This window comes from Xanthomonas sp. WHRI 8393 (assembly GCF_040203315.1).
In the GTDB taxonomy this organism is placed as follows: domain Bacteria; phylum Pseudomonadota; class Gammaproteobacteria; order Xanthomonadales; family Xanthomonadaceae; genus Xanthomonas; species Xanthomonas arboricola.
On sequence record NZ_JBEGGL010000002.1, the window covers coordinates 817,568 to 834,233 of the forward strand.

At 65.5% G+C, this 16,666-nt stretch carries 7 protein-coding genes; all 7 read left to right on the forward strand.

Going from position 1 to position 16,666, the window contains the following annotated elements:
* Positions 1-228 precede the first annotated feature (228 nt).
* The 7 genes from ABQ137_RS09685 (at position 229) to ABQ137_RS09715 (ending at position 16,626) form a co-directional block, all read left to right on the forward strand.
* Positions 229-1,200, forward strand: a complete 972-nt coding sequence (locus tag ABQ137_RS09685) for a LysR family transcriptional regulator (protein WP_024939782.1) — start codon at positions 229-231, stop codon at positions 1,198-1,200.
* 258 nt (positions 1,201-1,458) lie between these two features.
* Positions 1,459-4,389, forward strand: a complete 2,931-nt coding sequence (locus ABQ137_RS09690; protein WP_349782189.1) for a TonB-dependent receptor — start codon at positions 1,459-1,461, stop codon at positions 4,387-4,389.
* A 337-nt stretch (positions 4,390-4,726) separates the two neighbouring features.
* Complete coding sequence (locus tag ABQ137_RS09695) at positions 4,727-7,450, forward strand: TonB-dependent receptor (protein WP_349782191.1); 2,724 nt, start codon at positions 4,727-4,729, stop codon at positions 7,448-7,450.
* Between the two features lie 110 nt (positions 7,451-7,560).
* Entirely contained in the window at positions 7,561-9,822 is a 2,262-nt protein-coding gene (locus tag ABQ137_RS09700; RefSeq protein ID WP_349782193.1) for a beta propeller repeat protein, read from the forward strand.
* A 106-nt stretch (positions 9,823-9,928) separates the two neighbouring features.
* Positions 9,929-11,845: a sialate O-acetylesterase gene (locus ABQ137_RS09705; protein ID WP_349782196.1), complete on the forward strand. Its 1,917-nt coding sequence runs from the start codon at positions 9,929-9,931 to the stop codon at positions 11,843-11,845.
* Positions 11,846-11,928: 83 nt separating this feature from the next.
* Positions 11,929-13,599 carry a GH35 family beta-galactosidase GalD gene (gene galD, locus ABQ137_RS09710; protein ID WP_349782358.1) on the forward strand — a complete coding sequence of 557 codons (1,671 nt, stop codon included), beginning with the start codon at positions 11,929-11,931 and terminating at the stop codon, positions 13,597-13,599.
* Between the two features lie 123 nt (positions 13,600-13,722).
* A complete protein-coding gene (locus ABQ137_RS09715) occupies positions 13,723-16,626 on the forward strand; it encodes a TIM-barrel domain-containing protein (protein ID WP_349782198.1) in 2,904 nt (967 codons plus the stop codon).
* Positions 16,627-16,666 lie beyond the last annotated feature (40 nt).

Consider the following 16,666-nt stretch of genomic DNA (forward strand, 5'->3'; position numbering starts at 1 on the left):
ACGGCCTGCAATTGGCCGGCAAGTTGCCGTCATCGTCGTCCACCTCCGCAATCATGGCGTGCGTGTTGCCATCTCGTGGAAGATGGGTCACGTCTGTTCTGGCCGCGCCCGGGAGGTAGGGGCTCCTGCTGCGGCGTTCGATAGCCTCGCGCGGGGAGATATGTGCTGCAAATGAAATTTTCGGCATATTCTATTCCTCCTACGAATACAGCTGCGTGGCGATACCCCATGGCAAATTCCGGCACTCCCTGGTTCAACGCTGCCCGCCTCAAGACGCGCCAGCTCCTGCTGCTGCTGCATCTGCACGAACAACGCTCGGTGCTGCGCGCGGCCGAGGCCGCCAGCATGACCCAACCGGCCGCCTCCAAGCTGCTGGCGGAAATGGAAGACATGCTGGGGGTGAAACTGTTCGAGCGGCATGCCCGCGGGGTGGAGCCCACCTGGTACGGCCATGTGCTGATCCGGCGTGCGCGTGCGGCGATGTCGGAGATCGGCCGGGCGCAGGAGGAAATCGCCGCGCTGCGCGCCGGGCGCATGGGCCAGGCCTCGATTGGCACCGTGGTCAATCCGGGTACCAACCTGGTGCCGCAGGCGATCGCCGAGGTCAAGCGCGAGTTCCCCGACATCCTGGTGCGGGTGGAAATGGACTACAGCCGCCCGCTGGTGGCCAAGTTGCTGGACGGCCAGCTGGACATCGTGATCGGCCGCATCCTGGGGCCGGAGGGCGTGGGCGAGCTGGAGTTCGAGCCGCTGGCCGACGAGCCGCATTCGGTGATCGCGCGTGCCGGCCACCCGCTGGCCAGTCGGACCGGCCTGCAGCATGCGGATCTGGTGCGGCATGGCTGGATCCTGCCGCCGGCCGACAGCGTGCTGCGCGCGCGGCTGGATTCGATGTTCATGGAGCACGGCGTGCAGACGCCGACCAACGCGATCGAGACCTCGTCGCTGCCGGTGACCTCCACGCTGTTGCGTGGCACCGACATGCTGACCGCCTTGCCGGTGGAGTCGGTGGCGCCGCTGATCCAGGCCAAGCTGCTGACCGTGCTGCCGATCGAGCTGGGCGTCCGCATGGAGTCGTTCGGCATCATCCGGCGGCGCGATTACATCCTGCCGCCCGGGGCCGAGCGCATTCTGCAGGCGCTGCGCACCACCGCGCGGCGTTTGTACCCCGGTCTGCGCGGGCCGGAATCCACTGGTTAAGCGGGCTCTTCCATTTGTATTCCGGCACGGCATACCAGGCTGTGAATTTTTCATTGGCTGGCGCTAGACCACGCGCCTATATCTGTGAGCCAGATCGCACGCTGAAGCGCACGTGAAGTCGGGCAGGTGATCGGCGGGCAAACCGTCAGATAGAGGGAGGGGCAGGCGTCCGTGCCGGCTCCGCCGTGATCACGCGGGCCGCGTCGCGGCGCCGCGACAACCAGTCTTCAGTCGTCTTGCGTCCTGGGAGGGATTCAGATGTACAAGTTTTCAAGCCATGCCTCGGCAGGGACGGGCGTGCACGCACGTCGTACCCCGCGTTTGCGTCATTCGGCCATGGCCGTCAGCATCGGGTTGCTGCTCGCCGCCCCCGTCTATGCGCAACAGGCGCAGTCGTCGCAGGCCGCCTCCAGCGCCAATGGCGGCACCAGCGCGGTGGATCTGGACACGGTGGAAGTGCGCGGCGTGCGCGCCAGCCTGATCAAGTCGCAGGTGATCAAGCGCGATGCCAGCCAGATCGTGGATTCGGTCAGTGCCGAAGACATCGGCGCATTGCCCGACCGCAGCGTCACCGAAACCCTGCAGCGCGTCAGCGGCGTGACCATCGATCACTTCGCCGCACGCAGCGATCCGGACCATTTCTCCGCCGAAGGCAGCGGCGTGATGATCCGCGGCCTGACCCAGGTGCGCGGCGAACTCAATGGGCGCGACATCTTCAGCGCCGCCAGCGGCCGCGGGCTGAGCTTCGAAGACGTGCCGGCCGAGTTGATGGCCGGTGTGGACGTCTACAAGAACCCCTCGGCGGAAATCATCGAAGGCGGGCTGGGCGGCACGGTCAATCTGCGTACGCGCATGCCGTTCGACAATCCGGGCCGGATCGTCGGCGGCAATGTCGATTACAACTACGGCGACATGAGCAAGAAGTACAAGCCGTCGGCCTCGTTCCTGTTCAGCGACCGCTGGAACACCGGCATCGGCGAAATGGGCTTCATGATCGATGTCGCGCATTCGGAGCTGGCCACGCGCTCGGACGGCATCCAGGTGGAGCCGTACGTGCGGCGGACCGATGAGGCTGTGCTGGCCGGCAGCGGGCGCAGCGAAGTGTTCGTGCCGGGCGGGGTGAACTGGCGTCAGCTGGATTTCGAGCGCAAGCGCGACGGGATCGCGGCGGCGTTCCAGTGGAAGCCCAGCGATGCCACCGAGATCTATGCGCAGTTCCTGCGCTCGCGCTACGAGATGAACTGGCAGGAGCGCGCCGCGTTCTTCAACGACAGTAACAACAGCATCACGCCGGCACCGGGCACCACCTTCGACTACGACGATCGCGGCGCCTTCCTGCGCGGCTCGCCGGTATCCAGCTCGTGGCGCGGGGTGCTCACCGGCGATGGTGTGCGCTTCAATACCGACAACCGCTATTCCGAACAGCGCACCACCACCACCGACATGTCGGTGGGCTTCAGCCATTTCTTCAACGACAACCTGCAGATCAAGGGCGATATGCAGCTGGTGGAGTCGGAGAACGAACAGCTGGATTTCACCGTGTTCAGTGCGACCTATCTGCCGGGCCTGTCGTACGACGTGTCGGGCAAATATCCCAGCGTGCAGATCGCCAATCCGGGCTTTACCCAGGACCCGTCCAACTACTTCTGGGCGGCGGCGATGGATCACCTGGGCAAGAACCGCGGGCGGCAGCTGTCCACGCGTGTGGATCTGGAATACACCTTCGATGACAGCAACTGGTTGCGCTTTGCGCGCTTCGGCATGCGCGCCACCGACCGCAACCAGATCAACAAGAATTCCGGCTACAACTGGGGCGTGATCTCCGACAACTGGGCCGCCATTCCGGGCACCAGCAACGGCCTGGCGAATATGTCCGAGTTCATGACCGACCAGTCGTCGTTGTTCACCTTCTCCGACTTCTTTCGCGGCGGGGTGAACGTGCCGACCACGCTGGTGGTGCCCAACAGCAGCCTGGTCAACAACTACCGCTCTGCCTCGCAGATGATCCAGCAGATCGTGGCGCTGCGCGGCTACGGCTGGGCGCCGGACACCTATCAGCCGCAGGACACCAACCGCCAGCACGAACGCACCCAGGCCGCCTACGCGGCGCTGTACTTCGGCAACGACGAGGCCTGGGGCGTGCCGGTGGACGGCAACATCGGCATCCGCGTGGTGCAGACCAAGACCCAGGCCGAAGGCTTTGGCCAGTTCCAGAACCTGGCCGGGCTCAATGTCTCGCCGGAACTGCAGGCGCGCTATACCGGGCAGTACTTCGAGAACAACTCCCAGGGCAGCTATACCAACGTGCTGCCCAGCCTGAACCTGCGGCTGCGCTTCACCGACAGCCTGCAATGGCGCTTTGCCGCCTCCAAGGCGATGGCGCGCCCGGACTACACCCAGCTGCAGCCGTATGTGTTGCTCAACGTGGAAACCAACGACGCCGGCCAGGCGACCGATTTTGTCGGCACCGCCGGCAACCCGAACCTCAAGCCGATGGTGGCCAACCAGTTCGACACCGCGCTGGAGTGGTATTTCGACACCAGCGACATGCTGTACGCCACGCTGTTCTACAAGAAGGTCAAGGATTACTTCTCCACCCAGACCCGCAGCGAGATCTACGACAACCGCCCTTGGCTGGTGACGCGCCCGTACAACATGGACGAGGGCACCATCCGCGGCGCGGAGCTGGGCTATACCCAGTTCTTCGACCAGTTGCCGGGCTGGCTGAGCGGGTTCGGCGTCAATGCCAACTTCACCTTCGTCGACAGCCAGGGCGGCGCCAACACCGCCACCGACCCGTACACCAATACCACCGTCACCGGTGTCGAGCTGCCGCTGGAAGGCCTGTCGCGGCGCAGCTACAACCTGGCCGGTATCTACGAGAAGGGCCCGTTGTCGTTGCGTCTGGCCTACAACTGGCGCTCGCGCTACCTGCTGACCACCAGCGATGCGTCCACCCGTCTGCCGACCTGGGCCGACGACTACGGCCAGCTCGACGGCTCGTTCTTCTACCGCTTCAACGAGCACCTGCAACTGGGCGTGCAGGCCAACAACCTGACCAACACGGTGACCAAGGTGCTGATGGGGCCGACCTCGTACGAAGGCGGCGAGGTGGATCCGCGTCTGTATAAGCGCTCCTCGTTCGTCAACGACCGGCGCTATTCGCTGGTGCTGCGCATGAACTGGTAAGCGAAGGCCATCACGGAACTGCCGTGTGCGGGCTCGCAGACTTGAGCCCGCTTTGGCCGCCCGGCCGTCCGGATCCGCAATGCCATACCCGGCGGGTTTGTCGGCGTTGCTATAGTTTTTACGAATAGCTTTCCAGGAATATTTCATTGGTGTGGCACGACGGCACCGCCCTATGCTCCGGCCGCAGCCGCTAGGTAAGCCTCGTCAGGATTACCACGCATCGCACCGCCCGGCCTTCCGGTCATGGGCGGATGCGGGCCAGCACCAACGACGGGCAGGGCGTTCGCGCACCGGCCCGCTAAAAATTAGAAGTACATGCGTCCTGGGAGGGAGCACCATGTCAGTGCAACATCGCCACATTCCGGCAGGCCGGACTGTGGGTCAGCGTTCGATCCGTGATTTCCGCCGCTCCGTGATGGCCCTCAGTGTGGCCACGCTGTTGAGCACGCAGGCCTACGCGCAGGACGCGACCACCACAGCCACCCCGGCTGAGGACTCCACCACCCAGCAGCTCGACACCGTGCAGGTCACCGGCACGCGCAGCAGCGTCACCAAGGCGCAGCTGGTCAAGCAGAACGCCGAGCAGATCGTCGATTCCATCGTTGCCGAAGACATCGGCAAGCTGCCCGACAACAACGTCGCCGAGGCGCTGCAGCGCATCTCCGGTATCCAGATCTCGCGCAACTACGGCGAAGGCAGCTCGATCGCCATCCGCGGCCTGACCCAGGTGCGCACCGAACTCAATGGCCGTGACATCTTCACCGCCAACGATGGCCGTGGCCTGAGCTTCGAGGACGTGTCGGCCGAGCTGCTCGGCGGCGTCAACGTGTACAAGAATCCCTCGGCCGACATGATCGAAGGTGGCCTGGGCGGCACCGTCGACCTGCGCACGCGCCTGCCGTTCGACTACGACGGCCGCAAGATCGCCGGCAGCGTCCAATACAACTATTACGACCTGGCCGACGACGGCAAGCCTGCGTTCTCGGGCCTGTTCAGCGATCGCTGGCAGACCGGCATCGGCGAGATCGGCCTGCTGGTGAACTACTCGCAGCAGAAGAGCCCGTTCCGCCAGGACACCATCTCGATCGAGCCGTGGTACACGCAAACCGATCTGCCGGGCTATGAAGGCCAGGGCGTGTCGGTGCCGCACGGCGCCGGCATCAACACCACCATCGGTGAGCGCGAGCGCAAGACCGGTGCGTTCGCGATGCAGTGGCGCCCGAACGATTCGGTCGAGGTCTACACGCAGGTGCTGCGTTCGGATTACGACTTCAGCTGGCACGACTATTCGTTCTTCGCCCTGACCGGCGCCAACCCGATGCAGGGCTTGCCGGGCATCCAGGTCAACGACCGCAACGAGTTCGTCAATGGCTCGTTCCAGAATGTGCCGACCGAATCCAACACCAGCCTGACCGAGCGGCATTCGGTGACCACCGACTACTCGCTGGGTGCCAAGTGGACGGTCAACGAGAAGCTGACCCTGAGCACCGACTTCCAGTACGTCGATGCCACCACCAAGGGCACGCGCTACATCGTCGCCACCGGGCAGGACACCAGCCCGCAGTTCAATGTCGACTTCCGTGGCGATCTGCCGCGCCTGTCGGTGACCGATGCCAGCGGCGCGGAAGGCTATCTGGCCGATGCCAACAACTACGACGGCTGGCGCTGGCACCTGGACAACAAGGACGACAACAAGGGCACCGAGTTCGCCTGGCGCGCCGACATGGACCTGGCCTTCGACAGCGACTTCGTGCGCAGCTTCAAGGCCGGTGTGCGTTACACCGACCGCGATGCCGAGACCAAGGGCAATATCTACCGCTTCATGTGCATCAACGATTGCTCGGGTACGCCGTTCTCGCAGTACCCGACCATCGGCCTGGTGACCAACCCGATCACCGACTTCTTCCGCGGTGAGAGCAGCACCTTCGGCCGCACGCTGACGGCTGCCGACTCGGCAGTCGCCAACTACGAGCAGACCCTGGCCACCTTCGGTGCCAGCCCGCTGGAATTTGCGCCCAACAACATCAACACGCAGAACGAGAAGACCTACGCAGCCTATGGCGTGTTGCGCTTTGGCGTGGACAGCGACTCGATTCCGTTCGACGGCAACATCGGCGTGCGTGTGGTGCGCACCGAGGTGGGCTCGCAGGGCGTGCGCACCGGGACCGACAGCGAAGGCGGCGGCCTGATCCCGGTAGATGCGCAGCAGACCTACACCGACGTGCTGCCCAGCTTGAACCTGCGCTGGATGCTGAGCGATCAGCTGCAGTGGCGTTTTGCGGCCTCGCGCGGCATTTCCCGCCCCACCTTCGACCGGCTCAACCCAAACTTGAGCCTGAGCACCGGTACCTCCAATGGTGCCTCGACCTTCACCGGGACCGCGGGTAACCCGAGTCTGGAAGCGGTCAAGGCCGACCAGTTCGATACCGCGCTGGAGTGGTACTTCGGCCAGGGCTCGATGATGTACGGCACCTTGTTCTACAAGAAGGTCGAAGGCTTCATCGCCAATGCCGTCTTCAACGAGGTCTACGACGGCCAGGTCTGGCAGATCACCCGTCCGGTCAACGGCGATGCCGGCAAGATCCGCGGTGCGGAACTGGGCTACACGCAGTTCTTCGACTTCCTGCCGGGCTGGCTGAGCGGCTTCGGCCTGCAGACCAACTACACCTATGTCGACAGCGAGGCGCCGAGCCCCACCGCCACCGACACCAACGGCCAGGCGCTGACCGTGCCGCTGGAAGGCCTGTCCAAGAACAGCTACAACGCGATCCTCAGCTACGAAACCTCGCGCTTCCAGGGCCGTGTGGCCTACAACTGGCGCAGCGACTGGCTGGTGACCACCGCGGGCAACGGCACCGGCAACCTGCCGGTCTACAACAAGGGCTTCGGCCAGCTGGATGCCTCGCTGCGTTTCAACATCAATGATGTGTGGTCGATTTCGCTCGATGGCGTGAATCTGCTCGATACCCGTCGCGAAAGCTATCTGGGCACCGAGTCGCGCTACCGTGACTTCGTGATCAACGATCGTCGGTATGGCCTGACATTGCGGGCCAGCCTGTAGAACGCGCCGTAGGAAGTGCGTCTCCGGTCCGGCGAGCTGTGCAGGCAGCCCGTCGGGCCGGTGTTTTTCCTATCGACGGCAGGCCGTCGATCGCAAGAGGAGCCGGAGGAATGATCGCTGTGATCGATCCGCCTACTGTGCGCCGCGTTACCGCAGCGATGTGGCCGGTCCGTGTATGGCTGGCACTGCTGGTGCTGTTGTCGCTTTCGATTTTGCCGCTGCAGGCCGCCGATCCGGCGGTGCAGGGGCCTTACCAATGGCGCAGCGTCGCCATCGGCGGTGGCGGATTCGTCACCGGTGTGCTGTTTCATCCCGCTGAGCGCGATCTTGCGTATGCACGTACCGATGTCGGTGGTGCGTACCGCTGGGATGCGCGCGCGCAGCAGTGGATCGCACTGACCGATTGGTTGGGTGCCGACGACTGGAACCTGATGGGGATCGACGCATTCGCGGTCGATCCTGCCGACCCGCAGGCGCTGTATCTGGCTGCGGGCACCTATATGCACGAGCGCGCCGGCAATGCCGCGGTGCTGCGTTCGTTCGATCGCGGCCGCAGTTTCGAGCGTGCCGAGTTGCCGTTCAAACTCGGCGGCAATCAATTGGGGCGTTCCAATGGCGAACGGCTGGCGGTGGACCCGCACGATGGCCGTGTGCTGTTGCTCGGCTCACGCGATGCAGGCCTGTGGCGCAGCGACGATCGCGGCGCGCACTGGGCGCGAGTGGAGGCATTTCCCGCCGGGGCAATGGCGGGTGCGACGGCGCGCAATCATGTCGGACGCGAACAGGCCGTGGGCATCGCCTTTGTCGTCTTCGATGCCGCCAGCGGCCGCATCGGCCGTCCGACCCCGCGCATCTACGTCGGCGTGTCCACCGCGCAGGCCAGTCTGTATGTCTCCGACGACGCCGGTCGCAGCTGGTCGGCGGTGGCCGGGCAGCCCAAGGGCCTGCGTCCCAGTCATATGGCCGGCGGCAGCGATGGGCAGTGGTACCTGAGCTACGGCGACCAGCCCGGGCCGGACCTGATGGCCGGCGGCGCGCTGTGGAAATACACCCCGGCGCAGGCGCGCTGGAGCGAGATCAGCCCGATCGCGCAGCCGGCCAGCGGCGATGGCTTCGGTTGGGGCGCGGTGGCGGTGGATCCGCAACTGCCGCAGGTGCTGCTGGCCAGCACCTTCCGCCGTCGTAGCCCGCGCGATGAGCTGTTCCGCAGCGTCGACGGCGGGCGCAGCTGGACGCCGTTGCTGGCGGGCGCGCAGTTCGATCACAGCGCAGCGCCGTGGACCGCGCAGGCCACGCCGCACTGGATGGGCGCGCTGGCGATCGATCCGTTCGACAGCAACCACGCGCTGTTCGTCACCGGCTACGGCATCTGGGCCTCGCGCAACCTGCAGGATTTCGCCAGGCAGCAGCAGCCGTTGCAGTGGTGGTTCCAGGATCGCGGGCTGGAAGAGACCGTGCCGCTGGATCTGCTCAGCCCGATGCAAGGTGCGCACCTGCTCAGTGCGCTGGGCGATATCGACGGCTTCCGGCATGACGATCTGGAGCGTGCGCAGCTGCAATACGCCGGCCCGCGCCTGACCAATGGCGAGAGCATCGATGCCGCCGGGCAGGCCGCGCAGTGGGTGGTGCGCAGTGGTACCGTGCGCGATCGCCGCAACAACGAGATCCGCGCGCTGTACTCGCGCGATGGCGGCGCGCAGTGGACGGCGTTCGCCAGCGAGCCGCCAGCCGGGCAGGGCGCCGGCAACATCGCCATTGCCGCCGATGCATCCCATGTGGTGTGGGCGCCCGAGAAAGGCGGCAGCTGGCGCACCGCCGATTTCGGCAAGCACTGGCAACGTGTGCAGGGCCTGCCCGAGACCGCGGTGGCGGTGGCCGATCGCGTCGATGCGCGGCGCTGGTATGCAGTGGATACCGCCAGCGGGCGCTTGTACCAGAGCCGCGATGGTGCAGCGAACTTTCGCGACACCGGTGCACAGGCCGGCAACCCGGCGCGCGACGAACGGGCGCGCCCGCAGCTGCGCCCGGATCCGTGGCGGGCAGGGGTGGTGTATCTGGCCAGCCCCGCGCTGGGCGTGATGCGCTGGCAGGACGGGCGTTTGCAGACCTTGTCCAGGCCGGACGAGGCGCGTTCGCTGGGCATCGGCAAGGCACTGCGCGATGTCGCACCGCCGGCGCTGTATCTGGCCGGCCGCGTGGATGGAGTGGACGGCGTGTTCCGCTCCGACGATGAAGGCGCGCACTGGTTGCGCATCAACGACGACGCGCACCGGTTCGGCAAGCCCTACAGCGTCACCGGCGACCCGCGCCTCCCCGGGCGCGTGTACTTCGCCACCGGTGGGCGTGGCATCTTCTACGGCGATCCACGATGAGCGCTGCGTCCCTGTGCGCGTCGTCGCGCTGTCTTACCGTGTACGGCGGCATGCGCCGTCGCATCGCTGCGCGCCGAGTGGCCGCGCCGACCCTGGAGATCACTGCATGACCGTTTCCCTCATCCGTCGTGGCTGCCTGTTGGGCCTGGTGCTGGCCAGCCCTGCCGTGTTGGCGCAACCGAGCCTGCCGTTGTTGTTCGCCGATGGCGCGGTGCTGCAGCGCGACCAGGCGATGCCGGTGTGGGGCTGGGCCACGCCGCATGCCGCGATCACGGTCAGCTTCGACGGCAAACGGGCCACCGCCAAGGCCGATGCCAAAGGCCAGTGGAAGGTCAGCCTGCCCGCACATAAGGCCGGCGGCCCCTATGTGCTGAGCGTGCAGGGCGACGGCGGCGAGTTGCAGGTGCGCGATGTGCTGGTCGGCGATGTGTGGCTGGCCAGCGGTCAATCGAACATGGAGTGGCCGTTGGCGCAGGCCAGCGATGGCCCGCAGGCGGTGGCGGCCGCCAACGACCCGCAGTTGCGGCACTTCAAGGTGCCCAAGTCGTGGTCGCTGCAGCCGGAAGCGCGCCTGACCGGCGGCGACTGGAAAGCCGCCACACCGGACAACGCCGGCGAGTTCACCGCAGTCGGTTATTTCTTCGCCAAGGAGCTGCGCGCCAGCACCGGCGTGCCGATCGGTATCGTCAACAGCACCTGGGGCGGCAGTTCCATCGAGGCGTGGATGGATGCGGCCTCGCTGGGCCTGGATGCCGGGCAGAGCCAGGGCGCGATCGAAGCGATCAAGCAGCGCGATGCCGCTGCGCAGGCGGCCACCGGCAAGCGCATCGCGCGCTGGCCCAAGGTGGATGGCGAGATGCCGCAGTGGCGCGAAGCGACGTTCGACGACAACGACTGGGACAGCATCCCGACCACCCAGCAGTGGGAATCCAGCGGCTATGACGGCATGGACGGGATCGCCTGGTATCGCACCACGGTCACCCTGAGCGCTGCCGAAGCCAAGGCCGGCATCACGTTGGGCGTGGGACAGATCGACGACTCGGACATCACCTACGTCAATGGCCAGCAGGTCGGCACGACCGAAAAGCAATGGAACCTGCCGCGCGTATACGCCGTGCCGGCCTCGGCCTTGCATGCAGGGGTCAACCACATCGCGGTGCGGGTGGAAGATCTCAGTGGCGGTGGCGGCATGCATGGCCCGGACGAGCAGCGCTTCGTGCAGACCAGCGCCGGTGCCAAACGCGCGTTGGGCGGCTGGAAATTCCGCCCCGCCGCCGTGCGTGTATCGCTGGTCGACAACAAGAATCAGCTGCCCACGCTGCTGTACAACCAGATGATCCATCCGCTGCAGCCGTTCCCGGTCAAGGGCGTGATCTGGTACCAGGGCGAAACCAATGCCAGCGACACCGGCGCGCTGAAGTACCGCGAACAGTTCGCCGCGATGATCCAGCAATGGCGCGCCGAACGTGGCGCGAAAACGCTGCCGTTCCTGTGGGTGCAGCTGGCCAACTTCAAGGCCGGCGGCGACAAGGGCGAGCTGAGCCCGTGGGCACTGTTGCGCGAGTCGCAGTCCAAGACGCTTGCGCTGCCGGCGACCGGGCAGGCGGTGATCATCGATATCGGCAACCCCACCGATATCCATCCCACCAACAAGCGCGATGTCGGCCATCGCCTTGCGCTTGCTGCACGTCATGTGGCGTATGGCGAAACGCTGGTGTACAGCGCGCCGGTGTTCAAGCAGGCGCGCTTTGCCGATGGTCAGGCAATGCTGAGTTTCGATCTGCAGGGCAGTGCCTTGCAGGTGCGTAATGGTGGCGAAGTGCAAGGCTTCCGCGTCGCCGGTGCCGACAAACACTTCCATTCGGCTACCGCGCGCATTGAGGGCGATCGCGTGATCGTGCGCAGCGACGCGGTGGCTGCACCGGTCGCGGTGCGCTACGGCTGGAGCGAAAACCCGGACGACGCCAACCTGGTCAATCGCGAACAGCTTCCCGTTTCCCCCTTCCGCACCGATACCTGGTGACACGGAGTCCTATGTCCATGCATTCCCCCGTTGCACGTCTAATCGCTTCTTCCCCTGCACGCCGATACCTGCGTCCGCTGCTGCTGTCCGCGCTGACGCTGGCCCTGGCAGCGTGCCAATCCGGCGAGCAGGACGACCAAGCCAAACCGGCCGCAGTCGCACCGACTGCCGGTAGCGCAGCGACCACGCCTGCCACGGCAGCGGCGCCGGCTGCGCAGACGCCGATGCCGCAGTTCGTCAGCAAGGACGGCAAGCACGCATTGATGGTCGATGGTGCGCCGTTCCTGATCCTGGGCGCGCAGGTCAACAACTCCAGCAACTATCCCGGCGTGATGGACAAGGTGTGGCCGGCGATGCAGGTGCTGGGCCCCAACACCGTGCAGGTGCCGATCGCCTGGGAGCAGGTCGAGCCGGAAGAAGGCAAGTTCGATTTCTCCTTCGTCGATACGCTGCTCACGCAGGCACGCGAGCACAAGGTGCGGCTGGTGCTGCTGTGGTTTGCGACCTGGAAGAACAACGGCCCGGCGTACGCGCCGCACTGGGTCAAGACCGACAACCAGCGCTTCCCGCGCGTGGTGACGCGCGAGGGCAAGGCGATCGGGTCGCTGTCGCCGCATGCGCAGGCCACCCTGGATGCCGACCGCAAGGCCTTTGTCGCCTTCATGCAGCACCTCAAGCAGGTCGATCCGCAGCACACCGTGATCATGATCCAGCCCGAGAACGAGCCGGGCACCTACGGCAGCGTGCGCGACTTCTCGCCGATGGCGCAGAAGCTGTTCGACGGCCCGGTGCCGGAAGAGCTGCTCAAGCGCTTGAACAAGCAGCCGGGCAGCTGGGCACAGGTGTTCGGTGCCGATGCGGACGAGATCTTCCATGCCTGGTCGATCGGTCGCTACATCGACCAGGTGGCCGAAGCCGGCAAGGCCGAATACCCGCTGCCGATGTACGTCAACGCCGCGCTGCGTGGCCCGTTCAATCCCGGCCAGCCCGGCCAGTACGCCAGCGGCGGCCCCACCGACAACGTGCTGGATGTGTGGAAGGCCGCCGGCCCGCATATCGACCTGCTGGCGCCGGACATCTACATGCCCGAGTACCGTACCTACACCACGGTACTGGAGCGCTACGCCCGCCCGGACAATGCGCTGTTCGTCGCCGAAACCGGCAACCGCCCGGAATACGCGCGCTATCTGTTCCCCGCGCTGGGCCACGACGGCATCGGCTGGTCGGCGTTCGGCATGGACTACACGCGTTATTCCAACTATCCGCTGGGCGCCAAGCACGTCAACGAGGAAACCCTGGCCCCGTTCGCGCTGGGGTTCGAGCTGGTCAAGCGCGGCATGCGCCCGTTCGCCAAGGCCGCGTCCGAAGGCAAGCTGCACGGCACGGCCGAAGAACCCGGCCAGGCGGTGCAGGAGCTGCAGCTCAACGAACGTTGGGGCGCCACCATCACCTACGGCGTGCCGCAGTTCTGGTTCAAGGGCGAGCCGCCGGGCAACCCCGAGCCGATCGGCGCGGCCTTGATCGCCGAGCTCGGCCCGGACGAATTCCTGGTCACCGGCTACCACGTGCGCGTGACCCTGCATCCGGCCAGCGAGGCGACCGCCAACATGCTCTACGACCGCGTCGAGGAAGGCGTCTACGACGGCAGCGACTGGAAGTTCGAGCGCAACTGGAACGGCGACCAGACCGATTACGGCGTCAATTTTTCCAGCGCGCCGCAGCTGCTGAAGATCAAGCTGGCCACCTACAAGTAAACCTGCGCGGCCACTTGTTGCGCAGCCAGATCGCTGCGCAGCACGCCGGCTTCCAGGTCGAACGCAATGAACCCATGCGTTGCCGCCCCCGCGGCAGCGTTTCGTAATTCCAAGGGAGTGAACATGCAAACCATCAACCGTTCCGCCGGCCATGCGCCTGCCACCCGACGTACACCGCTTGCGCAGTGCCTGGCGTTGTCGCTGGCCTTGCTGGCCAATGCCGCGCACGCGCAGGAAGTGCGCAAGGCCGCCGATGGCGTCACCGTGGTGCCGAGCGCCAAGGGCGCCGCACCGGTGCGTCTGCAGGTGGTCGATGCCGGCATCATCCGCGTCAGTGCCGACCCGGACGGCGACTTCGCGCGCAGCCCCAGCCTGATGCGCGTACCGGTGCAGGGCGATGGCAACTTCCAGCTGGCCGAGCAGGGCGACAGCGTGCAGCTGAAGACCGGCAAGGTCACTGCCACCGTGTCCACCATCGATGGCCATGTCAGCTTCGCCGATGCCAATGGCAAGCCGGTGTTGTCGGAGGTTGCCGGCGGGCGCAGCTTTGCGCCGCTGAAAGTGGAGGGCAAGCAGTACCTGAGCGTGCGTCAGCGCTTCCAGTCGCCCGACGACGAAGCGCTGTACGGCTTCGGCCAGCACCAGCAGGGCTGGATGAACCAGAAGGGCCGCAACATCGAGTTGCAGCAGAACAATATCGACATGGCGGTGCCGTACCTGGTGTCCAGCCGCAACTACGGCCTGCTGTGGGACAACAACTCGATCAGCCGCCTGGGCGACCCGCGCGGCCTGCAGCCGCTGCCCAAGACGTTGAAGTTGTACGACGCCAAGGGCAAGGCCGGTGCGCTGACCGCGCGTTATGCGATCAACGGCAAGCAGATCGTCGAACGCCGCGAGAGCGAGGTGAACTACCAGTACCTCAGCGACCTGACCAAGTATCCGAAGAAGGCGATCACCAAGGACAAGGACAGCCGCATGCAGGTCACCTGGGAGGGCGAGATCGAAGCGCTCACCGGTGGCGAGCACACCTTCTCGCTGTATTCGAGCGAGTACGCCAAGCTGTACGTGGACGGCAAGCTGGTCGTCGATCGCTGGCGCCAGAACTGGAACCCGTGGAATCACGAGTTCAAGCTGGATCTGGAGCCGGGCACGCGCCACACCGTCAAGGTCGAGTGGGACCTGATCGACCCCAGCTACATCGCGCTGCTGCACCGCGACCCGCTGCCGGCCGCCGAAGCGAAGGACCTGTCGCTGTGGTCCGAAGCCGGCCAGATGATCGACTACTACTTCGTCTCCGCCGATTCCTACGATCAGGCCGTGGCCGGTTACCGCGAGCTCACCGGCAAGTCGGTGATGCTGCCCAAGTGGGCCTACGGCTTCTGGCAGAGCCGCGAGCGTTACAAGAGCCAGGACGAGTTGGTCGGCGCGGTGGCCGAATACCGCAAGCGCAAGTTGTCGCTGGACAACATCGTGCTGGATTGGTCGTACTGGCCCGAGAACGCCTGGGGCTCGCACGACTTCGACCCGCAGCACTTCCCCGATCCGGACGGCATGGTCAAGGCCGTGCACGACATGCATGCGCAGATCATGATTTCGATCTGGCCCAAGTTCTATCCCACCACCGCCAACTACAAGGAACTGGACGCGGCCGGTTTCATGTTCAAGCGCAACGTGGAAGTGGGTGAGCTGGACTGGATCGGCAAGGGCTACAAGAACTCGTTCTACGATCCGTATTCGGAAAAGGCGCAGGCGATCTACTGGCGCCAGGTCAACGAAAAGCTCAACAGCAAGGGCTTCGATGCGTGGTGGATGGACGCCGACGAACCGGACGTGCATTCCAACCTGGACATCGGCGAGCGCAAGGCGCGCACCACGCCCAACGCGCTGGGCTCGTCCACCGAATACTTCAACTCCTACCCGCTGCCGCACACCCATGGCGTGTACGTGGGCGACCGTGCGGCCGACGACAAGCGCGTGTTCATCCTCTCGCGCAAGGGCTACGCCGGCACCCAGCGCAATGCGGTGGCAGTGTGGAGCGGCGACATCGTCTCGCGCTGGGACGACATGCGCGACCAGATCTCCGGTGGCGTCAACATGGCGCTGTCGGGCCTGCCCAACTGGACCTTCGACATCGGCGGCTTTGCGGTGGAGAAGCGCTACGAGAACCAGGACCCGGCACACCTGCCGGAATGGCGCGAACTCAACACGCGCTGGTTCCAGTTCGGTGCATTCGTGCCGATCTTCCGCTCGCACGGCCAGTTCCCGTACCGCGAGATCTGGAACATCGCCCCGGAAGGCACGCCGTTCTACGACAGCATGGCGTACTACAACCGCCTGCGTTACGCGCTGCTGCCGTACATCTACAGCCTGGCCGGCGACACCTATCAGCGCGATGGCGTGATCATGCGCGGCATGATGATGGACTTCCCGAACGACCCCAAGGTCCGCGACATCAACGACCAGTACCTGTTCGGCCCGGCCTTCCTGGTTGCACCGGTGACCCGCTTCGGCGCCACCTCGCGTCAGGTCTATCTGCCGGCCGGCAGCAGCTGGCTGGATTTTGCCACCGGCAAGCGCTACGAAGGCGGCCAGAGCATCGAAGCGGCCGCGCCGATCGAGCGCATGCCTTTGTTCGTGCGCGCCGGTTCCATCGTGCCGACCGGCCCGGTGCAGGAATACGTGGATCAGAAGCCGGATGCGCCGCTCACCGTGGTGGTCTACACCGGTGCCGACGGCCAGTTCTCGCTGTATGAGGACGACGGCAAGGGCTACGGCTACGAGAAGGGCGAGTTCAGCCGCATTCCGCTGAGCTGGAACCAGGCCAAGGGCGAGCTGAGCATCGGCAAGCGCGAAGGCAGCTGGACCGGCATGCAGGCCAAGCGCACCGTCAACGTGCGCTTCGTCGACGGCCCGCGCGAGGACGCCGGTGCGCTGGAGCCCAGGACCGATGCCAGCATTCAGTACGACGGTAATCCGGTCAGCGTGTTGCAGCGCAAGATTGCGTCCGGCAAAGCGCGTCGTCGATGATCGCAACTCGTTGTCAGTCAGTGAGTGCGCAGATGCCGGA

Coding starts and splice junctions, on each gene's coding strand:
- ABQ137_RS09685 (WP_024939782.1), top strand. CDS start 229: ATGGCAAATTCCGGCACTCCCTGGTTCAACGCTGCCCGCCTCAAGACG.
- ABQ137_RS09690 (WP_349782189.1), top strand. CDS start 1,459: ATGTACAAGTTTTCAAGCCATGCCTCGGCAGGGACGGGCGTGCACGCA.
- ABQ137_RS09695 (WP_349782191.1), top strand. CDS start 4,727: ATGTCAGTGCAACATCGCCACATTCCGGCAGGCCGGACTGTGGGTCAG.
- ABQ137_RS09700 (WP_349782193.1), top strand. CDS start 7,561: ATGATCGCTGTGATCGATCCGCCTACTGTGCGCCGCGTTACCGCAGCG.
- ABQ137_RS09705 (WP_349782196.1), top strand. CDS start 9,929: ATGACCGTTTCCCTCATCCGTCGTGGCTGCCTGTTGGGCCTGGTGCTG.
- ABQ137_RS09715 (WP_349782198.1), top strand. CDS start 13,723: ATGCAAACCATCAACCGTTCCGCCGGCCATGCGCCTGCCACCCGACGT.